We start from the raw sequence: 24,176 nt of genomic DNA on the forward strand, positions 1-24,176 counted from the left end.
GCCACACATCCGAAGGACATCCCGTGCTACCGAAACGAATCAACGTGCCCGTCGTCCGCAAGCGCATCGGCACCCCCGATGCGAAGATCGTCGACGAGGCCGGCAAGATCTACGAAGAGCTGATCGGCTTCGTGCCCCCGCGCATCGAGGCCCGCCTGAACGTCACCGGCGCGCTGGACCCCAAGCTCGTGGAGCTGCAGGAGCAGATGCGCGCCCACGCGATGTATCCCAGGAGCTTCGACGTGAAGACGGCGCAGCTCATGCTGGTCGGCATGCTGATGATGGACGGCAGCGACGCCGCGGTCCTGCACGCGATGGCCGCCCGCCGCGCGGGCGCCACCTGGCAGGAGCTGCAGGACGTCATCAGCCTCTGCTTCCTCTTCCGGGGCCTCGGCGCGGCGAACAAAGGGGCTGAAATGCTGGCCAACCTCGCCGCGCGCGAGGAGGAAGCCGGCGGGCCGGGAGAGCAGAAGTGAGCGCCGAGACCCTGCACTTCATCAACGGCGAGTTCGTGCGCAGCGCGAGCGGCCGCACCTTCGACAACGTGAGCCCGGTGGACAACCGGCTGATCGCGCGCGTGCATGAAGCCGGCCGCCCGGAAGTCGATGCCGCCGTGCGCTCCGCCCGCGCCGCGCTGGACGGCCCCTGGGGCAAGCTCACCGTCGATGCGCGCTCGAAGATGCTCTACGCCGTCGCCGACGAGATCAACCGCCGCTTCGACGACTTCCTGCAGGCCGAAGTGGCCGACACCGGCAAGCCCGTGTCGCTGGCTTCGCACCTGGACATCCCGCGCGGGGCCGCCAACTTCAAGGTCTTCGCCGACACGGTGAAGAACGTCTCCAGCGAGTTCTTCGAGATGGCGACGCCCGACGGCGCCGGCGCCCTCAACTACGCGGTGCGCGTCCCCAAGGGCGTGATCGCGGTGGTCTGCCCGTGGAACCTGCCGCTGCTGCTGATGACCTGGAAGGTGGGTCCGGCGCTCGCCTGCGGCAACACGGTGGTCGTGAAGCCCTCGGAGGAAACGCCCTCCACCGCCACGCTGCTCGGCGAGGTGATGAACGCGGTCGGCGTTCCGCCCGGCGTCTACAACGTGGTGCACGGCTTCGGCCCCAACTCGGCGGGCGAGTTCCTCACCTCGCACCCGGGCGTGAACGCGATCACCTTCACCGGCGAGACGCGCACCGGCGCGGCGATCCTGAAGGCGGCCGCCGACGGCATCAAGGCGACGTCGATGGAGCTCGGCGGCAAGAATCCCGCCATCGTGTTCGCCGACTGCGACATGGCGCAGGCGATCGAGACCACGACCCGTTCCGTGTTCGCCAACTGCGGCCAGGTCTGCCTGGGCACCGAACGCGTCTACGTCGAGCGCCCGATCTTCGACGAGTTCGTCAAGCGCCTCGGCGAAGCGGCCAGGTCCATGAAGCCGGGCCGTCCGGAGGACGACGCGACGAAGATCGGCCCGCTGATCTCGCAGGAGCATCGCCGCAAGGTGCTGTCCTACTACGAGAAGGCGCGCGCGGAAGGCGCGACCATCGTGGCGGGCGGCGGCATCCCGAAGATGGAAGGCGCGCTGGCCGAAGGCGCGTGGATCGAGCCCACCGTGTGGACCGGCCTGCCGGAGACGAGCGCCATCGTACAGGAGGAGATCTTCGGTCCCTGCTGCCACGTGACGCCGTTCGACACCGAGGAGGAAGCGATCCGCCTGGCCAACGACACGCCGTACGGACTGGCCGCGTCGGTCTACACGACCAACCTCTCGCGCGCGCACCGCATCGGCGCGAAGCTGAACGTGGGCCTGTGCTGGATCAACTCCTGGTTCCTGCGCGACCTGCGCACGCCGTTCGGCGGCAGCAAGCAGTCGGGCATCGGCCGCGAGGGGGGCGTCCACTCGCTCGAGTTCTACACGGAACTGCGCAACGTCTGCGTGAAGCTCTGAGTCGCCCGAGAACCGGAGGACGGCCATGACCCAGACCGACATCTTCGCCGACACGATTGCCGAGATGACCTGGTACGAAGTGGACCAGGCGGCCAAGGACGGGGCCGTCCTGCTGTGGGCCTTCGGCGTGATCGAGCAGCACGGCCCGCACCTGCCCACCGGCACCGACGTCTACATCCCGCAGGCGCGCCTGCGCGAGGTCAAGCGCGAGCTGGCGCAGCGCGGCGTGAAGGCGCTGATCGTGCCGCCTTACTACTGGGGCGTGAACGTCGTCTCCGGCGCGTTCCCCGCGTCCTACAAGGTGCGCCCGGAGATCATCCGGGAGCTGATGGCGGACGTGTTCGCCAGCCTCAAGGGGGACGGCTTCCAGCGCGTGTTCTGTTTCTCGGGGCACGGCGACGCGCTGCACAACCGCACCATCCACGAAGGCGTGAAGCTCGGCGTGGAGCGCACGGGCATGGACATCAGCTTCGTGATGGATGCGGCGCTCGCGCAGCGCCTGGGCATCCCGCTGGACGATGCGCAGATCACGCTGCCGGCCGGCGCGCAGGCCGAGGGACTGAAGTTCTTCCAGGTGAACACGTCTTCGCCGTCTTCCCCCGGTGACGGCGAGGCGCCGCCGCGCTACGTGGACGTTCACGCCGGACGCTGGGAGTCGTCCATGATGCTCGCGAGCTGCGCGAGCCTGGTGCGCGACGACGTGCGCAGGACGCTCAAGTCCACCGACCTCGGTCCCGACGACCTGGCGGTGTGGCGTAAGGGGTTCGAGCACGCGCGCAGAACGACGCCGCTGGGCTACTTCGGCGATCCCGCCGCGGCCAGCGCCGAGGAAGGCGAACGCACGCTGCAGTCGGCGGCTGCCACGGCCGCGGACGCCATCGTGGCCCGGATCCGGGACAAGCAATGAAGCGCAAGACGTTCGCCTTCGGTCTTGCGGCCGCCGCACTGCTGCCGGCCGCCCTGCCGGCGCACGCGCAGGACGCAGCCCCGGTGAGGATCGTGATCGGCTTCCCGCCGGGCGGCGCGGTGGACAGCCTGGCGCGCACGCTCGCCGAGAAGCTGCGCACGTCGCTCAACACGACGGTCCTGGTCGAGAACCGGCCCGGCGCGAACACCTTCCTCGCCATGGACACGGTGAAGAAGGCGGCGCCCGACGGCCGCACGGTCCTGATCAACTTCTCGCCCGCGTTCACGATCTACCCGTTCACCTTCTCGAAGCTGCCGTACGACCCGCAGAAGGATTTCGTGCCGGTCACGCAGCTGGTGAGATTCCCGCTGGCGCTGAGCGCCGGTGCGAACCAGCCGTACCGCAACTTCGACGACTACCGCCGCTGGGTGAAGGCGGCGCCGGGGCGAGGCTCGGTCGGCATGCCCGGCGCCGGCACCAGCGCGCATTTCGCCGTGCTGGAGATGGGCAAGGCCCTCGGCGCCGAAGTCACGCCGGTGCCCTACAAGGGCGGCGCGGCGGTGCTGGCCGACGAGATGGGCGGCCACATCGGCGCCGGCATCGACTCGATCGGCAGCAAGCTGGAGCTGTACCGCGGCGGCAAGATCCGCCTGCTGGCCGTGACCGGCGCGAAGCGCACGCCGCTCGCGCCGGATGTGCCCACGTTCGATGAACTCGGCGTGAAGGGTCTCGACTATCCCTCGGGCTGGTACGGCGCGTTCACCACCGGCGGCACGCCGCCGGACGTGGTGCAGAAGCTCAGCCGTGCGCTGAACGAGGCGCTGCAGGACCCCGCCGCGCGCAAGCAGCTGGAGAACTTCGGCCTCGAAGTCGCCGGCAGCACGCCCGCGGAACTGAAGGCCACGATCGAATCCGACAGCCGCTTCTGGCAGCCGGTGATCAAGGCGGCCGGATTCAAGGCGGACTGATGAAGACCCGCGAGGTCATCGCGCAGCTGTCCCAGCCCGGCCTGGAGCCGGCCGCCATGGCCGCGCTGGAAGCGGCTTTCGCGAAGGCGAGCGACGAAGCCTTGGAGGGCGACGACGCGGCCTCGGCGCAGCTCGCGATCGCGTCGGCGCAGATCGCGATGCGCCTGGGGATCGCGCGCAAGGCCCTCACGACCGCCGCGCAGTACGCGAACAACCCGCGCGCCGAGCAGATCAACCGAACCGTGGCGCAGAGCAACCTGCTGGACGCCCTCGCCTCCGTCGGGCGCCTGGTCGCCTACGGGCACGGCGAACGGAAGTGGGACGTGGGCACGCCGGCGCCCGAGCCGCACGCTGCCGCAGCGCCGTCCACAGCCGCCCCGCGCATCGACCTGCTCACCAACATCTGCCGCCACCACCGCGAGCACGAGCGCTTCTACGCCCAGGACCGGGTGGCCGTGGCGGCCGACCTGCAGCGCGAGGCCAACAAGCTGAAGGTGGTGGCCGAGGCCTGGCGCCGCAACCCACCGGCGCAGCTGGACCCCGCGATCGACTTCTCCGACCCGGTGTACGCCCCGGCCGGCTGCACCGACCTGAACGAGCTGAACGCGATCTCGATGATCGGCGTGCTGTTCATGGAAGGCGAGGCCGAGCCGATCGAGATCAAGGTGCTGAAGGCAAAGCTCACGGCACTGGCGGCTGCGTGGCGCCGAGCCGGCGAGTGGCTGGCCGCCAAGATGGAAGCGGCCTGGGACCGCGAGCGCGCGATGTACGAGCCGGCGCTGATCGCCGTCGCGCACCAGCGCTACAACACCATCGTCGTCAACTGGCGCGGCTCGCGCGAGCGGCAACTCGCCGCGCGCGTGCTGGAGATGGCGCTGCGCGTGCTCGAAGGCATCCCTTTCGAGCCCCGGCGCCTGCGCGAAGACCGCGCGGCGCACGCCACGCGCCTGCACGAAGCCGCCGCGATCCTGGCCGCGGCCGCACAGCTGGTCACCCGCACCGCGGCGGACCTGGCCGACAACGACCCGAACTGGACGGAGTGCATCCGCCACCTCGAACAGACATCCCACCCGAGAGAGATCCGAACATGAACGACCCCCAACTCCAGGAAGCGGCGGCCTCGCTGCGGGAGGCGGCGCGCACCGGCCAGTGGATCCCGCCGCTGCGCGAGACCTATGCCGGCATCGACGGCGCCGCCGCCTATGCCATCCAGAAGATCAATACCGACAAGCGCCTGGCCGAAGGCCGCCGCATCGTCGGCCGCAAGATCGGCCTGACCGCCAAGGCCGTGCAGGCGCAGCTGGGCGTGGACCAGCCCGACTTCGGCATCCTGTTCGACGACATGGGCTACGGCGACGGCGAGCCGGTGCCGGTGAGGGTGCTTCAGCAGCCCAAGATCGAAGCCGAGATCGCCTTCGTCATCGGCCGCGACATCGACGCCGCCGAGCCCACGCTGGTGGACGTGATGCGATCGATCGACTACGCCCTGCCGGCGATGGAGATCGTGGGCAGCCGTATCGACAAGTGGAACATCAAGTTCGTCGACACCGTCGCCGACAACGCGTCGTCGGCCGCCTACGTGCTGGGCAGCACGCCCCGCAAGCTCTCGGAGTTCGACCTGCGCATGTGCGGCATGGCGATGACGCTGCGCGGCGAGCCGGTCTCGGTGGGCGCGGGCGCCGCCTGCCTGGGCAACCCGCTCAACGCCGTGCTCTGGCTGGCCCGCACCATGGCCCGCGTGGGTTCGCCCATGCGCGCCGGCGACCTGGTGCTGTCCGGCGCGCTCGGCCCGATGGCGCCCGTCAAGCCCGGCGACATCTTCGAAACCCGCATCAATGGACTCGGCACCGTGAAGGCGGTGTTCGAAGGAGCCCAGAAATGAGCAACATCAAGGAACTTGCCGCGCTGCTGGACGATGCGGCGCGCAATGCCAAGGGCGTGGACCAGATCGACCCGAAGGGCGAGATCCCGCTGCCCGACGCCTACGCCATCCAGTCCGCCTCGATCCAGCGCCGCCTGGAGCGCGGCGAGAAGCGCGTCGGCGTGAAGATGGGCTTCACCAGCCGAAGCAAGATGGTGCAGATGGGCCTGAACGACGTGATCTGGGGCCGGCTCACCAGCGGGATGCAGGTGGAAGAAGGCGCAAAAACATCCTTCGCGAAGTACGTCCACCCGCGCGCCGAACCCGAGATCGCCTTCGTGCTCAAGAAGCCGCTGGCCGGCGACGTGACGGCCGTCGAGGCGCTCGCCGCCGTCGAGGCCATCGCGCCGGCGATCGAGATCATCGACTCGCGCTACCGCGAGTTCAAGTTCAGCCTGCCCGACGTGATCGCGGACAACGCGTCGTCGAGCGGCTTCGTGATCGGGCCCTGGTGCAACCCGCAGCAGGACTTCTCGAACCTGGGCCTCACGCTCTCGATCGACGGGCGTGTGGTGCAGGTCGGCTCGACCGCCGCCATCCTGAACCATCCGCTGCGCTCGCTCGTGGCGGCCGCGCGCCTCTCGGCCGCGGCCGGCGAGCCGCTGCAGGCGGGCTGGGTCGTGATGGCCGGCGGCGCGACCGCCGCCGAGTGGATCAAACCCGGCCAGTACGTGTCGATCGAAATGGAACGCCTCGGCAGCGCCGGCTTCCACGTGGGGGAATGAGATGACGCAAGACAGGAAACTGAAGGTGGCGATCATCGGCTCGGGCAACATCGGCACCGACCTGATGATCAAGGTAATGCGCAATGCCAAGCACCTGGAGATGGGTGCGATGGTGGGCGTGGACCCCGAATCCGACGGCCTCGCCCGCGCCAAGCGCCTGGGCGTGGCGACGACGGCCGAAGGCATCGACGGGCTGCTGAAGCTGCCGGTGTTCAAGGAGATCGACGTCGCCTTCGACGCGACGTCGGCCGGCGCGCACAAGAAGCACGACGAGATCCTGCGCAAGCACGGCGTGCAGGTGATCGACCTCACGCCGGCGGCGATCGGCCCCTACGTGATCCCGTCCATCAACCTGGAGGAAGTGGACGCGCCCAACATCAACATGGTGACCTGCGGCGGGCAGGCGACCATCCCGATGGTGGCCGCCGTCTCCCGCGTGGCCAAGGTGCACTACGGCGAGATCGTGGCGTCGATCGCCAGCAAGTCGGCCGGCCCCGGCACGCGCGCCAACATCGACGAGTTCACCGAGACGACGCGCCTGGCCATCGAGAAGCTCGGCGGCGCCGAGCGCGGCAAGGCGGTGATCGTCCTGAACCCGGCCGAGCCGCCGCTGATCATGCGCGACACCGTGTTCGTGCTCTGCGAGCCCGCCGACAAGGCCGCCATCGAGAAGAGCATCCAGGACATGGTGGCATCGGTGCAGGGCTACGTGCCGGGCTACCGTCTCAAGCAGAAGGTGCAGTTCGACGAGGTGCCGCAAAGCGCGCCCCTCAACGTGCCGAAGATCGGGCCGCGCCACGGCCTGAAGGTTTCGATCTTCCTGGAGGTCGAGGGCGCTGCGCACTACCTGCCCGCCTACGCGGGCAACCTGGACATCATGACCTCGGCGGCGCTCGCCTGCGGCGACCGCATCGCCCGCCGCCGCATCGAACAGAACGCCACCCGCCCGGCGAGGAACGCATCATGAATCCCGACAAGAAGCTCTACATCTCGGACGTGACGCTGCGCGACGGCAGCCACGCGATCCGCCACCAGTACTCCGTGGCCAACGTCCGTGCCATCACGGCCGCGCTCGACGAGGCCGGCGTGGACAGCATCGAAGTGGCCCACGGCGACGGCCTGGAAGGCTCCAGCTTCAACTACGGTTTCGGCGCGCACACCGACGTCGAATGGATCGCCGCGGCCGCCGAGACGGTGAAGAAGGCGAAGATCGCCACGCTGCTGCTGCCCGGCATCGGCACCATCCACGACCTGCGCAACGCCTACGACGCCGGCGCGCGCATCGTGCGTGTCGCGACGCACTGCACCGAAGCGGACGTCTCCAAACAGCACATCGAGTACGCGCGCGAGCTCGGCATGGACACCGTGGGCTTCCTGATGATGAGCCACATGACGCCGCCGCACGAACTGGCGAAACAGGCCAAGCTGATGGAAAGCTACGGCGCCACCTGCATCTACGTGGTGGACTCCGGCGGCGCGCAGAACATGCGCGACATCCGCGACCGCTTCCGCGCCTTCAAGGAGGTGCTCAAGCCCGAGACCGAGACCGGCATCCACGCCCACCACAACCTGTCCCTGGGCGTCGCCAACTCGATCATCGCGGTGGAGGAAGGCTGCGACCGCGTCGACGCCAGCCTGGCCGGCATGGGCGCGGGCGCGGGCAATGCGCCGCTCGAAGTGTTCATCGCGACGGTGGACAAGATGGGCTGGAAGCACGGCTGCGACGTGTACAAGCTGATGGACGCGGCGGACGACCTGGTGCGCCCGCTGCAGGACCGCCCGGTGCGCGTCGACCGCGAGACGCTCGCCCTCGGCTACGCCGGCGTGTACTCCAGCTTCCTGCGCCACGCCGAGGTGGCGGCCAAGCGCTACGACCTGAAGACGGTCGACATCCTGGTGGAACTCGGCCGCCGCAAGATGGTGGGCGGCCAGGAAGACATGATCGTCGACGTGGCCCTGGACCTGCTGAAGTCCCGCAACACGGCCTGAAGCCCACCCGCCGCGCTTCCGATGCTCGAACAACAGGTCCTCAACGGCGTGATGCTCGGAAGCACGTATGCGCTGATCGCCATCGGCTACACGCTGATCTTCGGCGTGCTCCACCTCGTGCACCTCGCCCACGGCGAGGTGTTCATGGTGGGCGCCTTCGCCGGCCTGATGGCGGTGCGGTTCGCCGGCGGCGACGTCTTCATGGCGATCGTCTTCGGGCTGGCCGCCGCCGCTGCCGCCGGCGCGCTGGTGGAGCTGCTGGCGATCCGCCCGATCCGCCGGCGCAAGGGCCACTCGCTCGCCCCGATGATCAGCACCATCGGCGTGGGCATCGTGCTGCAGGAAGTGGTGGCGCGCACCTTCGGCGCCGAGCAGGTGGGCTTCCCGCACCGCATGGAAGCGACCTCCTGGCATGTCGGCACCATCACGGTCTCGTCCGTGCAGCTGCTGATCCTGGGCGTCTCCATCGTGCTGATGGTGGCGCTCCATCTTTTCGTCACGCGCACGCGGCTGGGCATGGCGATGCGCGCCACGGCGGAGAGCGCGTCGATCGCGCACACGCTGGGCATCCGCTCCGAGCGCATCGTGCTGCTCACTTTCGTCATCGCCTCCGCGCTCGGCGGCGCGGCGGGCGTGCTGGTGGGCCTGTCGTTCAACGCAATCTCGCCCTTCATGGGCATCGACATGGGCATCAAGGGCCTGGCGGCGATGCTGCTCGGCGGCCTGGGCAACATCTACGGCGCGATGCTGGGCGGCCTGATCATCGGCATGGCGGAGGTGCTGAGCGTGGCCTACCTCGCCTCGTCGTACCGCGACGCCTTCGCCTTCATCATCATGATCGCCGTGCTGCTGCTGCGCCCGCGCGGCATCTTCGGCTCGCTGCACCACGTGGAGGGTTGAGCGCGATGTTCGACCAGTACACGGAATCGGTGCTCATCTTCATGCTGATCAACGTCGTGCTGGCGTTGAGCCTCTACCTCCCGGTTTCCGCGGGGTTGCTGTCGCTCGGCCAGGGCGGCTTCATGGCGATCGGCGCGTACACCTCCTCGTACCTGACCGTCACCTTCGCCTGGCCCTTCCTCGCGGCGCTGGTTGCGGGCGGCCTGGCGGCCTTCCTGGTCGGAGTGATCGTGGGCTTCCCGGCGCTTCGCATCAAGGGCGTGTACCTGATCATCCTGACCATGGGGTTCGGCGAGATCGTGCGCGTGTTCTTCCTGAACTTCGAGCGCACCGGCGCGGCGTCGGGCCTGGGCGGCATCCCCGGCCACACCACCCTGCCCTGGCTCATTGCCGTGGTCGCCGTGCTGCTGGCGGGCTTCTGGCAGCTGCGCCGCTCGCGCATGGGCCGCGCGATCGCGGCGGTCCGAGAGGACGAACTGGCCGCCGAGATCATCGGCATCAACCTGACGCGCGTGAAGATCGCGGTGTTCGCCATCGGCGGCGCGCTCGCCGGCCTGGCGGGCGGCTTCTACGCGCACTACGCGTCGTTCATCGACCCGGCGCAGTTCGGCTTCCATCGGTCCGCCGAGATCTTCATCATGGTGCTGCTGGGCGGCATGGGCAATTTCATCGGCGCCACGCTCGGCGCCGTCACGGTGACGCTGCTGCCCGAGGTGCTGCGCTTCCTGCAGGACTGGCGCATGACGTTCTTCGGCACGCTGCTGATCGTGATGATGATCCTGCGGCCCTGGGGCCTGGTGGGGGCGCGGCGCTGATGCTCGAGATTCGCTCCATCTCCAAGACCTTCGGCGGCTACCAGGCCGTGAGCGAGGTCAGCACCACCGTTCGGCAAGGCACGATCCACGCGGTGATCGGCCCCAACGGCGCGGGCAAGACCACGCTGTTCAACCTGGTGAGCGGCGTGCTTCCGCCCAGCGCGGGCAGCGTCTCCCTCGAAGGCCAGGAGCTCACCGGGCGGCGGCCCGACCGCATCGCCCGCATGGGCCTGGTGCGCACCTTTCAGGGCGTGCGCCTGTTCGGCGCCATGACCGTGCTGGAGAACGTGCAGACCGGCCGCTACATCCGTACGTCCAGCGACCTGCTGCCGATGTTCCTGCGCATCCCCGGCCGCGAGGGGAAGCAGGAAGCGGCCACTCGCGAACGCGCGATGCAGCTGCTGGACATGGTGGGTCTGGCAAAGCAGGCCGATGCCATTGCCGCGGACCTGGCCCTGGCCGACCAGCGCCGCCTGGAGATCGCCCGCGCGCTCGCCACCGAGCCGCGCATGCTGCTGCTGGACGAACCGGTCGCCGGCATGAACCCGGTCGAGGTGAAGGAAGCCGCGCAGCTGATCCAGCGCATCCGCGACAGCGGCGTGACGGTGCTGCTCACCGAACACCACATGAGCCTGGTGATGAGCATCTCCGACCGCATCACGGTGCTGAACTACGGCCGCAAGATCGCCGAAGGCACGGCGGCCGAAGTGCGCGACGACCCGCAGGTGGTCGAGGCGTACCTGGGCACGCCCGAGGGAGCGCACTGATGCTGCAGGTCAAGGGCGCCGAGATCAGCTACGGCAAGGTGCGCGCCGTGCAGGGCGCCGACCTCGAAGTGCGCGCAGGCGAGGTGGTCTCGCTGATCGGCCTGAACGGCGCGGGCAAGAGCTCGCTGCTGCGCGCCATCGCCGGCCTCACCCGCATGCAGGCCGGCACCGTCATGTTCAAGGGCGAGGCGGTGCAGAACCTGCCGGGCCCGGAAGTCGCCCGCCGCGGCATCGCGCTGGTGCTGGAAGGCCGCTCCACGTTCAAGCACATGACGGTGCAGGAGAACCTGGTGCTGGGCGGCTACATGCGCAAGGACCGCGAAGCCATCCAGGCCGACCTGGAGCGCATGCTGGAGCGCTTTCCCGTCCTGCGCCCGCGGCTCAAGCAGCCGGCCGGCACGCTGTCGGGCGGCGAGCAGCAGATGCTGGTGATCGCGCGGGCTCTGCTGGCCAGGCCCTCGCTGCTGATGCTGGACGAGCCCTCGCTCGGCCTCGCGCCGCTGGTCGTGGCCGACATCTTCCGCCTCATCCACGAGCTCAACCAGCAGGGCAGCACGATCCTGCTGGTGGAACAGAACGCGCACCAGGCGCTGAAGATCTCACACCGTGGCTACGTGATGGAAACCGGCCGGATCGTGCTCGAGGGCGCGCACCTGGCCGACGATCCCCGGGTGCGCCAGGCGTACCTGGGCGTGTGAAGAAGGAGAACGCCATGAACGAATGGAGCCTCTGGAGCTTCCGCTACGCCACCGGGCGCCTGCCCGTGGACTTCCTGAGCGGCTCGCCGATCAACAGCAACAAGGGCACGCAGCCGGTGCCGATGATCGTCTCGCTGCTGAAGTCGACCACCGGCGAGCTGGTGCTGGTGGACACCGGCTTCGCCACCGGCGAGTCGATGACCGGCCGCAAGTTCGACGGATTCGTGCGCAGCGACGAGATCCTGCGGCGCTTCGGCTGCGACCCGAAGGACATCCACAAGCTGGTCCTCACGCACATGCACTTCGACCACGCGGGGAACCTGGACGCTTTCCCGAACGCGCGCATCTACCTGCAGCGCTACGAGTACGACGCGTGGAAGGAAGTGATCGCCGAGTTCGGCGGCACGCCGCAGTCCAAGGACCACTGGGCCTTCTCGTCGCTGAACGTGCCGGACTTCGACGCGCTGGAGCGCGCGATGGCGCAGGGCCGCGTGGAGTTCCTGGACGGCGACTACGAAGTGGCGGACGGCGTGACCTGCCGCCTGGCGCGCGACTCGCACACCTTCGGCAGCCAGTGGCTGGAGATCCGCACGCGCCAGGGGCCGTTCGTGCTGGCCGGCGACTGCTGCTACACGTTCCAGAACCTGGAGCGCATGTGGCCGCCCGGGTATACGCAAGGCAACGCGTTCAACATGATCCGCGAGTTCAAGAAGATGAAGGCGGTGGCGGGCGACGATCTCAAGCGCCTGGTTCCCGGCCACGACATCGAGCTGTTCACGCGATACCCGAGCGGCGAACGTGAAGGCGTCACGTTCATCGAGGCAGCGCTGGCCGAAGGCCATGCGTCTCTGCTCTGACATCCACCACCGAAGGAGACAAACCATGAAGATCACGACCCGAACCGTGGCGGCGCTCGCCGCCGGCGCGCTGCTCGCGGGCAGCGCCCTCGCCGACATCAGGATCGGCGTGCTGATGCCCCTTTCCGGCAAGGGCGCTTCCTACGGCCAGCACCAGGAAGTGGCCATGAAGATGGCGCAGCAGGAGCTGGAAAAGGGCGGCATCAAGGGCGAGAAGGTCCAGTTCATCGTGTACGACACGCGCGGCGAGAACGCCGAGGCGATCAGCCTCACGCGCAAGCTGATCCACAACGACAAGGTGCTCGCCATCATCGGCCCGTTCTTCAGCGCCGAGACCGAGGTGGCCTTCCCGGTGGGCGTGCAGGGCAAGACGCCGATCATCACCGCCTCCGCCGCCAAGCCGGGCATCGCCACCAAGAACCGGCCTTGGGCCTTCCGCAATGCGCTGGCGTCGGACCAGATGAACGGCCTGCTGATCGACTCCTGGCTCAAGCAGAACCCGAACGTGAAGTCGGTCGTGATCCTCACCGACGTGAAGGACGCGTTCACCAAGGTCGACGGCCAGACGGTGTTCCCGGCGATCCTGCAGGCCAAGGGCATCAAGGTGCTGGACAACATCTCGTTCCAGACCGCCGACATCGATTACGCCGCGCAGGTCACGCGGACCAAGCAGCTCAATCCCGACGGCATCGTGGTGGCCGGCCTCTACAACGAGGGCGGCAACATCGTGCGCGAGATCCGCAAGCAGGGCCTGAAGCAGCCGGTGGTGGGCGCGCTCGGCATGTCCGAGCCGAAGTTCCTGGACATCGCCGGCCCCGCCTCGGAAGGCACGATGGTCGTGATGCCGTTCTGGCCGGACAACCCCGAGCCGCGCATCGCGAGCTGGGTCAACGAGTACAAGAAGCGCGCGAACGTGGCGCCCAACAACACCGACGCGCTGATGTACGACACGGTGTTCATGCTGAAGAACTGCATCGAGACCACCGGCGTGACCAACAAGGAGGCCGACCTGGCCGGCGACCGCGAGAAGATCCGGGGCTGCCTGGAGAAGATCAAGTTCAACGGCGTGGCGGGCCCGATCCGCTTCAACGAGAACGGCGACGCCGTGCTGCAGCCCACCGTGCTGCAGGCGCGCGGCGGGAAGTGGTCCTACCTGCGCTGAGGCGGCCATGGCGGCAGTCACCGCGCAGGTCTCCGACCTGCTCCTGCACAACGCGACGGTCCACACCGTCGATCCCAAGGACACGGTGGCCGAAGCGATCGCCATCGCCGGCGGCCGCATCCTGGCCGTCGGTCGCCTCGCGGACGTCGAGCAGCGCTGCGGGCCGTCCACGCGCCGCGTCGACCTCGGCGGCCGCACCGTCGTGCCGGGCTTCGTCGATGCGCACCCGCACATGGACAGCGTGGGCCTGCGCCTGACCAAGCCCGCGTTCAACAACCCGAAGTCCATCGCCGACATCCAGGAGGTGATCCGCAAGGAAGTCGCGCGGCGCAAGCCGGGCGAGTGGATCATCTGCAACCCGGTCGCCAGCGAGCCGGAGGTGTTCGGCTACCCGGCGGCACTGGCCGAGGGCCGCTGGCCCAACCGCCACGACCTCGACAAGGTGTCGCCCGACAACCCGGTGTACATCGAGCCGCCGTCGCTGGTGGCGCCGGGCCACGCGTTCGCCAACAGCGCGGCCATCCGGCTGTGCGGCATCCGCAAGGACAGCCCGGTCAAGGAAGGCGTGGAGATCGAGGTGGATGCGTCCGGCGAACCCACCGGCGTGTTCCGCGACATCAACTTCCCCAAATGGCTGCCGGTGCGCGACGGCGCGTTCCGCGCGCAGGGGTCGCTGTTCCCCGCGATGCCGGAGCTCACCGACGCCGAGACCCTGGCCGCCGTGGCCGCGGGCGCGAAGGCGTTCAACGAAGCGGGCATCACGACCATCTACGAAGGGCACGGCATCCCGGTGGGGCCGCAGCGCGCCTACATGGACCTGTGGAACCGCAAGCAGCTCACGGTGCGCACGTACTTCGTCGTGTCGTACCCGATCCCCTACTACCGCGACCGCGAGAAGGGCAACGAGCTGATCGAGCAGACCGCGCGCTACGCCGGCGGCAACGGCTTCGGCGACGACCTGCTGAAGTTCGGCGGGCTCGGCTTCTCGTTCGACAGCGCGGCCGCCATGGGCGCGTGCCTGATGCGCGAGCCCTACACCGGCGCCGCGGGCAAGCCCTGGCTGGGCGTGCAGCTCGCCGACGACGAGGCGTTCCGCGACATCGTCAGGCGCTGCGCGGCCGCGGGCCTGCGGGTGCAGGTGCAGTGCTCCGGCGGCGGCGCGATCGACAAGGTGCTGCGCACCTACGAGGAAGTCGACCGCGAGATCCCGATCCAGGGCAAGCGCTGGACCATCCAGCACTGCCAGTTCCCGAGCGCGCACAACATGGCGGACTGCCTGCGCCTGGGCGTGCTGCCCACGACGACGACCAACTTCCTGTGGATGTACGGCTCGGTCTACCGCAAGGCCTTCGGCGAGGAGCTCGCGCAGCAGGCGATCCCGTTCCGCAGCTGGCTCGACTCGGGCGTGCCGATCGCGCAGTCGACCGACGGCAACCCCTTCCAGCCGATGTTCGCCTTCTGGCAGCTGATCGCACGCAAGGACGCCGTGTCGGGCCAGGCGCTGGGCGACCCGGCCCAGCGCATCTCGCGCCAGGAGGCGCTGCGCACCTACACGCTCAACGGCGCGCGCACCGCGTTCTGGGACGAGGTCACCGGCTCGATCGAGCCCGGCAAGTACGCCGACCTCGCCGTGCTGTCGCAGGACATCCTGGCCGTGGACGAGGACCGCATCCCGCAGACCCGCGTGCTGGCCACGCTGCTGGGTGGCAGGCCGGTGCACGACACGGGGCTTTTCAGCCGGTAGCGCTGCCGTCGACATGTACCAGCCCGAACGCGCAGTCGCCGGCGAACGCCAGGCGACGGTTCCTGCGATCGAGGTGCGCGGCCTCGGGCTGCGCTACGAGACGCAATCGGGCTCGCTGCAGGCGCTCAGCGAAGTCGACCTGGCGATCGCCGACGGCACCTTCGTCTCCATCGTCGGGCCCAGCGGATGCGGCAAGTCGACGCTGCTGTCGATCGTGGGCGGCCTGCTCAAGCCCACCGCAGGGAGCGTGCTGCTCGACGGGCAACCCGTCACGGAACCTTCACCCCGGATCGGGTTCGCGTTCCAGGACGCCGTGCTGCTGCCCTGGCGCAGCGTGTTGGACAACGTGCTGCTGCCGGCGCAGATCCGGCACGACAAGGCCCGCTACGAGGCCAAGGCGCGGGAGCTGCTCGCGACCGTCGGCCTGGCGGGCTTCGAGAAGAACCTTCCCGGGGAACTCTCCGGCGGCATGCGCCAGCGGGTGGCCATCGCGCGGGCGCTGCTGCTCGATCCTTCCGTGCTGCTGATGGACGAGCCGTTCGGCGCGCTCGATGCGCTGACGCGCGAGCGCATGGGGCTGGAGCTGCTGCGCATCTGGCAGGGCACGCGCAAGACGGTGGTGTTCGTCACGCACGGCATCTCGGAAGCCGTGTTCCTGTCCGACCGCGTGATCGCGATGAGCGCGCGGCCCGGCCGCGTGGTGCGCGACCTGCGCATCGACCTGCCCCGCCCGCGCGGCCCGCTCACGCAGGAAGACCCGCGCTTCCTGGCGGCCTGCCGCGAGCTGCGCGAGCTGCTGGTGCCGGACAAGGAGGCAGCGCCGTGAAGAAGGAATCGCGCACGGCGCTGCGCATCGCCCGGCCGCTGGTGGCCGTGCTGCTGCTGGCCGTCTGGATCGGCTACATCGAGCTCGCGAACATCCCCGCATTCGTGCTGCCGCACCCGAAGGACGTGGCGATCTCGCTCTACCAGCAGCTTCGCAGCGGCGACGTGCTGCCCCACCTGGCGGCCACTGCGCAGGAGGCCGGCCTCGGCTTCCTGCTCGGCACCTCGATGGCGGTGCTGGTCGGCACGCTCATCTCGCGCTCCCGCTTCGCCGAGGAAGTGCTGCGGCCGTACATCATCGCCAGCCAGACCACGCCCATGGTGGTGCTCGCGCCGCTGTTCCTGATGTGGTTCGGATTCGGGCTGATGCCCAAGGTGCTGATCGCCGGGATCATTACGTTCTTCCCGCTGCTGGTGAACGTGATGGCGGGCCTGCGGTCGGTGAACCCGACGGAGCGGCGGCTGTTCCAGTCGCTGAAGGCGAGCCCGTGGCAGACCTTCATCCACCTGGAGATCCCGAGCGCCCTGCCCTTCATCTTCGCGGGCCTGCGGATCACCGTGGTGCTGTCGGTGATCGGCTCCGTCGTCGGCGAATTCGTCGGCGCGCGGGCGGGGCTCGGCTACCTCGCCGTGACCGCGGCGGGGAACATGGACACCAGCCTGCTTTTCGTCGCCGTCGTCTTGCTGATGGCGATGGGCCTCACCCTCTACGTGATCGTGCTGCGCCTGGAGAAGCACGTGCTGTTCTGGAGAACCTGACATGACCGCATCCACCACTTCGGCCCTGCTGCGCGCCGCCCTCGCGCTGGAAGAGGGGCAACCGCCCACGTCGGTGCTGAACGACGTCCAGGCGCTGCACCGCAACGCCGACGGCGAGGCCGAGCGCAGCCTGGCGGCGTGCCGGGATGCGAACGACGTCGAGCGCGCCCTGCTCACGGCGGTTTCGGCGATCGAGCTGAGCCTCGCCGCCCGCGCGGTCGAGTCGGCCTGCGACTGGCAAACGCGCGGCAACGAGGCCGCCGCGCGCGTGAACGCCGCGATCGCACGCATGCAGTTGCTCCGCTGCGCGGCCGTGCTGAACAAGCCGGTCGTCAGCGCGACGCCGCTCGGCGCCGGTGCACCGGTGATCCCGCTGCCGCCCGACCCGCCGATGCCGCCCTCGAAGGAAAGCGCGGAGCCCGACGCGGTGGCGGTCGAGGCGCAGCGCAACATCGCCGCATACCACCGCGAGCATGAGCGCTACTACACGCGCCACCAGACCGAGCGCGCCGCGGAGCTGTACCGCGACGCCAACGTCCTGAAGGTCCTGGCGGGTGTCTGGCTCGGCGCGGCCGGCCCCGACCAGCGGCCCGACGTCGACTACTCGAAGAGCGAGTACCACCCGGTGGGCAGCGTGGACCTGAATTCGCGGCACGCCATCGGCCACATCGGCGTGCTCTACATGGAGGGGCCCGGCGAGGTCGAGCCCTCCGAGCTGGTCGTGATGAAGAACCAGCTGCGCGGCCTCGCCGCGGGCACGATCCGCGCCGGCAAGTGGCTCACCGAGAAGATGCACGGCGCCTGGCGGCGCGAGCAGACCGTCTTCAAGACGCAGCCCTCCGAGCTGGGCGCGGCCCGCTTCGTGAGCATCTGCACCAACTGGCGCGGCTCGCGGTTCATGCACCTCTCCGGGCGCGTGCTCACGCTGGGCCTGGAGCTGCTGTCGCGGCAGGACCTCAGCCGCGAAGGCGTCCGCAAGGACCGCGCGGCCGCCGCGCGCACGGTGCTGAACGCGGCCTGGATCATCACCATGGCGGGCACGCTGCAGGCGCAGTCCGGCATGGACCTTTCCGAGAGCGACCGTTCGTGGACGGCTTTCCTCGAAGGCCTCGGCGCCTGAAGCCAGGAGGACCCATCATGTTCAAGAAGCACTTCTTCGCTTTCCTGTTCCTGCTGCTCGGCTGGCTCGCCGCGTTCGGGGCCCACGCCGAGGAAACGCTGCGCCTGCTGATGCCGGAGCCGCACGGCACCACGTTCCGTGCGCTCTACACCGGCGTCGAGAAGGGCTGGTTCAAGGAGGAGGGCCTGAAGATCGAGTTCCTTCCCATCCCGGGGGGCGCGATCAACCTGGTTTCCGTGCTCAGCCAGGGCGGCGGCGACATCGCCTGGGCGGGCGGCTACACGATCATCCAGGCGCGGGCGCGCGGCGTGCCGATCGTCGGCATCCAGAGCGCGTCGGCCGAGAGCCTGTGGAACCTGATCAGCCACAAGGACGCCAACATCACCAAGCCCGCCGACCTGAAGGGCAAGACGATCGGCGTGCTGGCGTTCTCCAGCGCGACCCATTTCATGGTGCAGGCGCTGCTGCGCTCCGCGGGGCTGCAGGACTCCGACGTGACGCTGCGGCCGATCGGCATCAGCGGCCCGACGCTGCTGTCGCAAAGGCAGATCGACGCCTACGTGTGGTTCCGCACCCAGGGGTTGTCCCTGCAGGCGAAGGGCGTGCCGGTCAACCTGCTGGCGATGGACGACCACATGCCGATGCCGCAGGACATGATCCTCGCGCCCGAGTCGCTGGTGAAGAACAAGCCGGAAGTGGTGAAGGCCTACCTGCGGGTGCTCAAGCGCGCCGATGAATACGGCCGCGACCCGGCCCACGACACCGAGATCGACGGATACCAGGCGAAGTACGGCCCGCAGACCGTGCAGGACACGCAGCACCTGCGCGTGTTCTCCAAGGAGACGCAGGACCGCGCCAGGCGCGACGCGGCGAAGAACTACAAGTGGGGCTCCACCGATCCGAAGCGCCTCGAAGCGGCGCAGGAGTCGCTGCTGCAGCTGAAGGTGATCGACCGCAAGACGCCGGTGGACGCGATGTTCACCAACGCGCTGCTGCCGCAGTGAAGGAGCGTGCGATGAGCCCCTTCCCTGCCTATGCCGTCGAGCAGGCCACGCCCGGTTTCGCGGAGTGGCTCCAGAAGTTCTCCGCGGAAAGCCGGCGGGTGCAGGCCTCGCGCCGGTGCCAGCTCGACGTGGCGTTCGGCGACGCGCCGGCCGAGCGGCTCGACATCTTCCCGGCCGACAACGCGAACGCCCCGATCGTCGTGTTCCTGCACGGCGGCGGGTGGCGCGCGTCGAGCAAGGGCGACCGGTCGTTCCCGGCCGACGTGTTCTGCCCCGCCGGCGCGGTGTGGATCTCGATGGAATACCCGCTTGCACCGGCGGCGAGCGTCGACGACATGGTGGCGTGCCTGCGCAAGGGCATGGCCTGGGTGGCGGCCAACGCGCGCTCGTTCGGCGGCGACCCGGACCGCATCTTCGTGTGCGGCAATTCGGCGGGCGGCCACCTCGCCTCGGTGATGATGACGACCGACTGGACCGAGCATGGCCTCCCGGCGGACCTGATCAAGGGCGGCACGTTCGTCAGCGGCGTGTTCGACATGATCCCGCTCATGAAGAGCGGCGCCAACGAGTGGCTCCGGCTCGACATCGACACCGCGGTGCGCCACAGCGCGATCTACAACGTACCCCGCCGCGGCGGCAGCATCGTCTGCGCGGTGGGGGCCGACGAAATGCCGGAGTTCGTCGAGCAATCGCGCAACTTCGCCGCCGTGTGGCGCTTCCACGGCCACCCGGCCACTTTCCTGCCGTGCCCGGAGTTGCATCACTTCTCCATCATCGCGGAGCTCGGCCGCCGCGACAGCGCGCTGGTGCGCGCGATGTTCGATCAGATCGGCTCGCGCTAGAACCCCGCCGCGCAGCCGTCGCGCCGGAAATCCGACGCGCCGGCCCAGGTGTCGCCAAGCCGCAGCACAAGCTGCCCGCCGCCGAATTCGATGGACGCCGGGTCGGCCACTTCGACGCGGTGGCCGTACGACGCGAGTTCGGACGCCACCGCGGCCGACAGGCCCGCTTCGAGCCGGATGCGGCCGTCCTCCTCGGCGATGCGCCAGCGCGGCGCGTCCAGCGCCGCCTGCGGGTTCGCTTCGCGATCGAGCAGATCGCTCGCCACCTGCACCTGTCCCTGCGGCTGCATGTCGGCGCCGACGACGCCAAAGGCCGCCAAGGGCCGCCCGTCGCGCACCAGCATCGCGGGGATGGTCGTGTGGAAGGGCCGCTTGCCGCCCGCGACGTGGTTGGGATGTGAGGGATCGAGCGAGAAGCCGGCACCGCGGTTGAGCAGGCTCACGCCCACCTCCGGCACCACCACGCCCGAGCCGAAGCCCTGGAAATTCGACTGGATGTACGACACGAGCCGGCCCTGCGCATCCGCCGCGGCGATGTAGACCGTGTTGCCGGGCGGCAGCGGGCGCGCGGTCCACGGCTGAGCCCGCTTCGGGTCGATCGAGCGTGCGCGCTGCGCGTGGTAGGCCGGGTCGAGCAGGTCCTGCACGCGCATCGGCATGGCGGCCGGCTCGGTCACCCACTGGTAGACGTCCGCGAACGCGATCTTCATCGCCTCGATCTGCAGGTGCATGCGCGTCGCCTGCGGCACGGCGGCGGACAGGTCGAAATGCTGCAGGATGCCCAGCGCGATCTGCACCGAGATGCCCTGCCCGTTCGGCGGCAGCTCCAGCACCTCGGCGCCGCGATAGCCCAGCCGCAGCGGTTCGACCCACTCCGGCCGGTGCGACGCGAGATCGTCCAGCGACAGCGCGCCGCCGTGCGCCCGCGCATGCGCGACGATGGCCTGGGCGATCTCGCCCTCGTAGAAATCGCGGCCTTCCGAGGCCGCGATGCACGCGAGCGACTGCGCGGCGGCGGGGAAGCGGAAGCGCTCGCCGGCGCGCGGCGCGCGGCCCTGCGGAAGAAAGGTGTCGGCGAAGCCCGGCTGTTTCGCCAGCCGCGCGGCCTGACCGGCCCATTGGCGCGCCACCCGCGGCGACACGGCAAAGCCTTCGGTTGCGTAGCGGATGGCGGGCGCGAACAAACGGTCCAGCGGCAGGCTGCCGTGCTTGCGCCAGAGCTCGATCCACGCCGACACCGCACCCGGCACAGTCACCGAGTCCCAGCCTTCGGTCGGCATGCGCTCGCGGCCGGCGAACCGCTGCGGCGTCCACGCCTGCGGCGAGCGGCCCGAGGCGTTCAGGGCTGCAAGTTCCTTGCCGTCCCACAGCATCGCGAAGGCGTCGCTGCCCAGCCCGTTCATCACGGGCTCGACGATGGTGAGCGCGGCCGCGGCAGCGACGACCGCGTCCACCACGTTGCCGCCTTGCGCCAGCGCCTGCACGCCCGCCTGCGCGGCGAGCGGCTGCGAAGTGGCGACGACGTTGTCGGCCAGCAGCGGCATGCGCTGCGAGGGATGGGGGAAGTTCCAGTTCATCGGCGGTGCACCGTCTTTCCGCCGACGATGGTTTCGTCGGGCACCAGCAGGGGAAGGCGTTCGGCCGGCATGGTGAGCGGGTCTTCCGGCAGCACGATCATGTCGGCGAGCTTGCCGGGCTCGAGGGTCCCGCGGCGCGCCTCGTCGCCACAGAGCCACGCGCCATTGACGGTGGCGCACTGCAGCGCTTCCTCGCGCGAGATGCGCTGCGCCGGCGCGATCACGGCCTGCGTCGCCCGGTCGATCCGCTCGGTGGCCTGCCACACGCAGGGCCACAGCGTCACCGGCACGTTGTCGCTGGCCAGCGAGACTTTCACGCCGGCATCCAGCAGCGAGCGGATCGGGCAGATCTCGTTCTCGCGCGCGGCGCCGATGCGGTCGCGCACCGCGGAGGCGCTGCGCCAGATGTAGGCGTTGGTCAGCGTCGTGACGCAGATGCCGTTGTCGGCGATGCCGGCGATCTGTCCGGCATCGAGCGTCGCGGGATGCGCGACCACCCAGCGCAGGCCGTCGATCGGCGTTTCGCGCGCGACGTCCAGCAGCACGTCGGCCATCGCGGTCTGGATCACGCAGACACGCAGGCGTTCGCGAGCGGCCGCGTGCAGCAGCGCGCGCAGCTGCTCCGGGGGAAGACCCGCGTCGTAGTTGAAACCGGCCCAACCGGTCTGCGGCGCGCAGGCCGCGCGCAGCCGCGCCTCGTGCAGCTCGGCCGCAGGCTCGGCGTACAGGCCCTGCAGGCGCACCCAGTCGTCGCCCTGCTCGTCGCGGCGCAGGCGCGCCGCTTCACGCGCCACCCATTGCGTGACGTCGGCCAGCGACGCGCCGCTGAACGCCGGGCTAACCAGCAGGTGGGCGCGCAGGGTGCTGCGGCCCGCGTCGCGCGTTCGGCGCCACGCATCGATCACTTCGCCCGCGACACCGTGGCCTTCGAAGACGCCCGTGGTGCCCACCTCGTTGTAGGCCCGCATGGACGCTTCCAGCGTGCGCAGGCGGTCGTCCGCGGTGAAGTGCGGCGCCGCGCGGAACAAGGTGAACTCCGCGAGCGGCTGGAACGCATGCTCGAAGAAGCGGCCGGTGGGCTCGCCGGCGGCGTCCTTCTCGATCACCAGCTTCGGCGATGGCGAGTTCGTGTCGCGGTCGATCTTCGCCAGCCGCAGCGCCGCCGTGTTGGCGATGGAAACGGTCGGCAGCGTGCCGGGCCAGTAACCCCAGGCGCAGCGCACCAGCACCGGATGCTCGCCGGTGGCCCGGTCGAGGTCGTGCCGGTCGGGCAGGCGGCCTTCGGCATACATCGCGGGGAAAGCGCGGAACTCGGGCGGATCGCCGAGCGGCATCGTGACGATCCAGCGGCCCCTGGGCGTCTGCTGCGCGATGCCGTGGATGCGATCCACGACCTCGGCGACGGACCGGCAGTCGGCCAGCGAAGGCAAGAGGCTCTTCAATCCCTCGCGGTCGGCGTGGGCGTGCCCGTCGATGAGGCCCGGCATCAGCGTGCGGCCGTGCAGCTTCGTGATCTCCGTGCCCGGCCCCTCGAACGAAGAGACGTCGTGGTCGCGGCCGACCGCCACGATGGTGTCGCCGCGAATCGCCACTGCCTCGGCGGGTTCGCCGCCGGCCATCGTGATCACATGGCCGCCCCGCAGGATGCGGTCGGCCGGCCGGGCGATCGTCACTCGGGCCGGATCCCCGCCTCCTGCGTGAGGCGCGAGTACTTCGTCATGTCTTCCTTGATGGTGGCCGCGAACTCGGCCGGCGAAGAAGGCGTCACCTCGATCGAGCTCTCGCCGATGCGCTTGGCGACCGCCGGGTCGGCCAGCGCGGCGCGGATCGCCTGGTTCAGGCGGTCGATGATGGGCGCGGGCGTGCCCGGCGCCGTCATCACGCCGTGCCAGCCCTCCAGCACGAAGCCCGGGATGGTTTCGCCGATGACGGGCAGCTCCGGCAGCGGCATGCCGCGCTTGCGGCCGGTGAGCGCGATCGGCCTGGCCTTGCCGGCCTTCACCTGCGGCAGCGCGGTGTTGAACAGGTCGATCATCACGTGCACCTGTCCGCCGATCAGGTCGTTCATCGCCGGGGCGTTGCCCTTGTACTGGACATGGGTGAAGTCCGCCTTGGTGTGCGACTTGAACCACATGCAGCCGAAGCCGGGCAGCCCGCCGCCCGACGCGCAGTTGACGCCGGTCTTGCGCGCCACTTCGATCATCTCGGCCACGGTCTTCGCGGGGAAGTTCGGGTTGGCGACCAGCATGTAGGCCTGCGAAGTCATCTTCGCGACCGGCACCAGGTCCTTCACCGGATCCACCATGTTCCTGTACAGCAGCTGGTTGGTGATGATGTTGGGCGCCACGTACACGATGGTGTAGCCGTCCGGCGCCGCGTTGGCGCCCAGCTCGTGGCCGATGTTGCTGGCGCCGCCCGGGCGGTTGTCGACGATCACGGGCTGGCCCAGGTGCTCCTGCATCTTCTGCTGCACCGCCCGCGCGATCATGTCGGCCGGGCCGCCGGCGGCGTAAGGAACGATCCAGCGGATCGGCTTGTTCGGGTACGCCTGCGCCGCGGCGCCGGACGAGGCGAACACGAGCACGAGGGCGGCGGCGCCGAGCAGCACTCGGCGGCCGGAAGCAAAACGGGCCATGGGGTTTCCTCTTTGCTGTTTGAAT

Annotated in this window: 24 protein-coding genes; 21 read left to right on the forward strand and 3 right to left on the reverse strand. The window is 69.5% G+C overall.

Going from position 1 to position 24,176, the window contains the following annotated elements:
• Positions 1-23: 23 nt before the first annotated feature.
• The 21 genes from EZ313_RS15240 to EZ313_RS15340 are packed head-to-tail and all read left to right on the forward strand — an operon-like array spanning position 24 to position 19,939.
• Entirely contained in the window at positions 24-476 is a 453-nt protein-coding gene (locus EZ313_RS15240) for a carboxymuconolactone decarboxylase family protein (protein ID WP_135264137.1), read from the forward strand.
• Complete coding sequence (locus EZ313_RS15245) at positions 473-1,936, forward strand: 2-hydroxymuconic semialdehyde dehydrogenase (RefSeq protein ID WP_167772597.1); 1,464 nt, start codon at positions 473-475, stop codon at positions 1,934-1,936. The genes EZ313_RS15240 and EZ313_RS15245 overlap by 4 nt, the downstream gene beginning before the upstream one ends.
• A 25-nt stretch (positions 1,937-1,961) precedes the next feature.
• Entirely contained in the window at positions 1,962-2,843 is an 882-nt protein-coding gene (locus EZ313_RS15250) for a creatininase family protein (RefSeq protein WP_135264138.1), read from the forward strand.
• Entirely contained in the window at positions 2,840-3,811 is a 972-nt protein-coding gene (locus EZ313_RS15255; RefSeq protein WP_135264139.1) for a Bug family tripartite tricarboxylate transporter substrate binding protein, read from the forward strand. The genes EZ313_RS15250 and EZ313_RS15255 overlap by 4 nt, the downstream gene beginning before the upstream one ends.
• Entirely contained in the window at positions 3,811-4,902 is a 1,092-nt protein-coding gene (locus EZ313_RS15260; protein WP_135264140.1) for a hypothetical protein, read from the forward strand. Before EZ313_RS15255 ends, EZ313_RS15260 begins: the two co-directional genes overlap by 1 nt.
• Positions 4,899-5,693 carry a 2-keto-4-pentenoate hydratase gene (gene mhpD, locus EZ313_RS15265; RefSeq protein ID WP_135264141.1) on the forward strand — a complete coding sequence of 265 codons (795 nt, stop codon included), beginning with the start codon at positions 4,899-4,901 and terminating at the stop codon, positions 5,691-5,693. The genes EZ313_RS15260 and mhpD overlap by 4 nt, the downstream gene beginning before the upstream one ends.
• Entirely contained in the window at positions 5,690-6,457 is a 768-nt protein-coding gene (locus tag EZ313_RS15270) for a 2-keto-4-pentenoate hydratase (protein WP_135264142.1), read from the forward strand. The genes mhpD and EZ313_RS15270 overlap by 4 nt, the downstream gene beginning before the upstream one ends.
• A 1-nt stretch (position 6,458) precedes the next feature.
• Entirely contained in the window at positions 6,459-7,424 is a 966-nt protein-coding gene (locus EZ313_RS15275; protein WP_135264143.1) for an acetaldehyde dehydrogenase (acetylating), read from the forward strand.
• Positions 7,421-8,446, forward strand: a complete 1,026-nt coding sequence (gene dmpG, locus EZ313_RS15280) for a 4-hydroxy-2-oxovalerate aldolase (protein ID WP_135264144.1) — start codon at positions 7,421-7,423, stop codon at positions 8,444-8,446. Before EZ313_RS15275 ends, dmpG begins: the two co-directional genes overlap by 4 nt.
• Before the next feature lie 21 nt (positions 8,447-8,467).
• The gene (locus tag EZ313_RS15285; protein WP_135264145.1) at positions 8,468-9,346 is read left to right on the forward strand and encodes a branched-chain amino acid ABC transporter permease; all 879 of its coding nucleotides are present in this window, start codon (positions 8,468-8,470) and stop codon (positions 9,344-9,346) included.
• A gap of 5 nt (positions 9,347-9,351) precedes the next feature.
• Positions 9,352-10,161: a branched-chain amino acid ABC transporter permease gene (locus EZ313_RS15290; protein ID WP_135264146.1), complete on the forward strand. Its 810-nt coding sequence runs from the start codon at positions 9,352-9,354 to the stop codon at positions 10,159-10,161.
• Positions 10,161-10,928 carry an ABC transporter ATP-binding protein gene (locus tag EZ313_RS15295; protein WP_135264147.1) on the forward strand — a complete coding sequence of 256 codons (768 nt, stop codon included), beginning with the start codon at positions 10,161-10,163 and terminating at the stop codon, positions 10,926-10,928. The genes EZ313_RS15290 and EZ313_RS15295 overlap by 1 nt, the downstream gene beginning before the upstream one ends.
• A complete protein-coding gene (locus tag EZ313_RS15300) occupies positions 10,928-11,626 on the forward strand; it encodes an ABC transporter ATP-binding protein (RefSeq protein WP_135264148.1) in 699 nt (232 codons plus the stop codon). The genes EZ313_RS15295 and EZ313_RS15300 overlap by 1 nt, the downstream gene beginning before the upstream one ends.
• Positions 11,627-11,640: 14 nt before the next feature.
• Positions 11,641-12,483: an N-acyl homoserine lactonase family protein gene (locus EZ313_RS15305; RefSeq protein ID WP_135264149.1), complete on the forward strand. Its 843-nt coding sequence runs from the start codon at positions 11,641-11,643 to the stop codon at positions 12,481-12,483.
• 25 nt (positions 12,484-12,508) lie between these two features.
• Complete coding sequence (locus EZ313_RS15310) at positions 12,509-13,645, forward strand: ABC transporter substrate-binding protein (RefSeq protein ID WP_167772598.1); 1,137 nt, start codon at positions 12,509-12,511, stop codon at positions 13,643-13,645.
• A 7-nt stretch (positions 13,646-13,652) separates the two neighbouring features.
• Positions 13,653-15,389, forward strand: a complete 1,737-nt coding sequence (locus tag EZ313_RS15315) for an amidohydrolase (protein WP_135264151.1) — start codon at positions 13,653-13,655, stop codon at positions 15,387-15,389.
• Positions 15,390-15,402: 13 nt separating this feature from the next.
• Positions 15,403-16,215 carry an ABC transporter ATP-binding protein gene (locus EZ313_RS15320; protein ID WP_135264152.1) on the forward strand — a complete coding sequence of 271 codons (813 nt, stop codon included), beginning with the start codon at positions 15,403-15,405 and terminating at the stop codon, positions 16,213-16,215.
• Positions 16,212-16,973 carry an ABC transporter permease gene (locus EZ313_RS15325; RefSeq protein ID WP_135264153.1) on the forward strand — a complete coding sequence of 254 codons (762 nt, stop codon included), beginning with the start codon at positions 16,212-16,214 and terminating at the stop codon, positions 16,971-16,973. Before EZ313_RS15320 ends, EZ313_RS15325 begins: the two co-directional genes overlap by 4 nt.
• Position 16,974: 1 nt before the next feature.
• The gene (locus EZ313_RS15330; RefSeq protein WP_135264154.1) at positions 16,975-18,093 is read left to right on the forward strand and encodes a hypothetical protein; all 1,119 of its coding nucleotides are present in this window, start codon (positions 16,975-16,977) and stop codon (positions 18,091-18,093) included.
• A 17-nt stretch (positions 18,094-18,110) separates the two neighbouring features.
• Positions 18,111-19,097, forward strand: coding sequence for an ABC transporter substrate-binding protein (locus EZ313_RS15335; RefSeq protein WP_135264155.1), 987 nt, complete (start codon positions 18,111-18,113; stop codon positions 19,095-19,097).
• 11 nt (positions 19,098-19,108) lie between these two features.
• On the forward strand, positions 19,109-19,939 hold the full coding sequence (locus EZ313_RS15340) for an alpha/beta hydrolase (protein ID WP_135264156.1): 831 nt from the start codon (positions 19,109-19,111) through the stop codon (positions 19,937-19,939).
• On the opposite strand, the gene EZ313_RS15345 is transcribed toward EZ313_RS15340, so the two are convergent.
• The 3 genes from EZ313_RS15345 to EZ313_RS15355 are packed head-to-tail and all read right to left on the reverse strand — an operon-like array spanning position 19,936 to position 24,151.
• Positions 19,936-21,516 (reverse strand): gamma-glutamyltransferase family protein, encoded by a 1,581-nt coding sequence (locus EZ313_RS15345; RefSeq protein WP_135264157.1) that lies wholly within the window; start codon positions 21,514-21,516, stop codon positions 19,936-19,938. The genes EZ313_RS15340 and EZ313_RS15345 overlap by 4 nt on opposite strands.
• Positions 21,513-23,189 carry an amidohydrolase gene (locus tag EZ313_RS15350; protein WP_135264158.1) on the reverse strand — a complete coding sequence of 559 codons (1,677 nt, stop codon included), beginning with the start codon at positions 23,187-23,189 and terminating at the stop codon, positions 21,513-21,515. Before EZ313_RS15350 ends, EZ313_RS15345 begins: the two co-directional genes overlap by 4 nt.
• Positions 23,186-24,151, reverse strand: a complete 966-nt coding sequence (locus EZ313_RS15355) for a Bug family tripartite tricarboxylate transporter substrate binding protein (protein ID WP_135264159.1) — start codon at positions 24,149-24,151, stop codon at positions 23,186-23,188. Before EZ313_RS15355 ends, EZ313_RS15350 begins: the two co-directional genes overlap by 4 nt.
• Positions 24,152-24,176: the final 25 nt, after the last annotated feature.

The sequence above is a fragment of the Ramlibacter henchirensis genome (assembly GCF_004682015.1).
Lineage (GTDB): Bacteria > Pseudomonadota > Gammaproteobacteria > Burkholderiales > Burkholderiaceae_C > Ramlibacter > Ramlibacter henchirensis.

Coding starts and splice junctions, on each gene's coding strand:
- EZ313_RS15285 (WP_135264145.1), top strand. CDS start 8,468: ATGCTCGAACAACAGGTCCTCAACGGCGTGATGCTCGGAAGCACGTAT.
- EZ313_RS15260 (WP_135264140.1), top strand. CDS start 3,811: ATGAAGACCCGCGAGGTCATCGCGCAGCTGTCCCAGCCCGGCCTGGAG.
- EZ313_RS15300 (WP_135264148.1), top strand. CDS start 10,928: ATGCTGCAGGTCAAGGGCGCCGAGATCAGCTACGGCAAGGTGCGCGCC.
- EZ313_RS15340 (WP_135264156.1), top strand. CDS start 19,109: ATGAGCCCCTTCCCTGCCTATGCCGTCGAGCAGGCCACGCCCGGTTTC.
- EZ313_RS15310 (WP_167772598.1), top strand. CDS start 12,509: ATGAAGATCACGACCCGAACCGTGGCGGCGCTCGCCGCCGGCGCGCTG.
- EZ313_RS15335 (WP_135264155.1), top strand. CDS start 18,111: ATGTTCAAGAAGCACTTCTTCGCTTTCCTGTTCCTGCTGCTCGGCTGG.
- EZ313_RS15270 (WP_135264142.1), top strand. CDS start 5,690: ATGAGCAACATCAAGGAACTTGCCGCGCTGCTGGACGATGCGGCGCGC.
- EZ313_RS15295 (WP_135264147.1), top strand. CDS start 10,161: ATGCTCGAGATTCGCTCCATCTCCAAGACCTTCGGCGGCTACCAGGCC.
- dmpG (WP_135264144.1), top strand. CDS start 7,421: ATGAATCCCGACAAGAAGCTCTACATCTCGGACGTGACGCTGCGCGAC.
- EZ313_RS15255 (WP_135264139.1), top strand. CDS start 2,840: ATGAAGCGCAAGACGTTCGCCTTCGGTCTTGCGGCCGCCGCACTGCTG.
- EZ313_RS15330 (WP_135264154.1), top strand. CDS start 16,975: ATGACCGCATCCACCACTTCGGCCCTGCTGCGCGCCGCCCTCGCGCTG.
- EZ313_RS15320 (WP_135264152.1), top strand. CDS start 15,403: ATGTACCAGCCCGAACGCGCAGTCGCCGGCGAACGCCAGGCGACGGTT.
- EZ313_RS15305 (WP_135264149.1), top strand. CDS start 11,641: ATGAACGAATGGAGCCTCTGGAGCTTCCGCTACGCCACCGGGCGCCTG.
- EZ313_RS15315 (WP_135264151.1), top strand. CDS start 13,653: ATGGCGGCAGTCACCGCGCAGGTCTCCGACCTGCTCCTGCACAACGCG.
- EZ313_RS15290 (WP_135264146.1), top strand. CDS start 9,352: ATGTTCGACCAGTACACGGAATCGGTGCTCATCTTCATGCTGATCAAC.
- EZ313_RS15355 (WP_135264159.1), bottom strand. CDS start 24,151: ATGGCCCGTTTTGCTTCCGGCCGCCGAGTGCTGCTCGGCGCCGCCGCC.
- EZ313_RS15345 (WP_135264157.1), bottom strand. CDS start 21,516: ATGAACTGGAACTTCCCCCATCCCTCGCAGCGCATGCCGCTGCTGGCC.
- mhpD (WP_135264141.1), top strand. CDS start 4,899: ATGAACGACCCCCAACTCCAGGAAGCGGCGGCCTCGCTGCGGGAGGCG.
- EZ313_RS15250 (WP_135264138.1), top strand. CDS start 1,962: ATGACCCAGACCGACATCTTCGCCGACACGATTGCCGAGATGACCTGG.
- EZ313_RS15275 (WP_135264143.1), top strand. CDS start 6,459: ATGACGCAAGACAGGAAACTGAAGGTGGCGATCATCGGCTCGGGCAAC.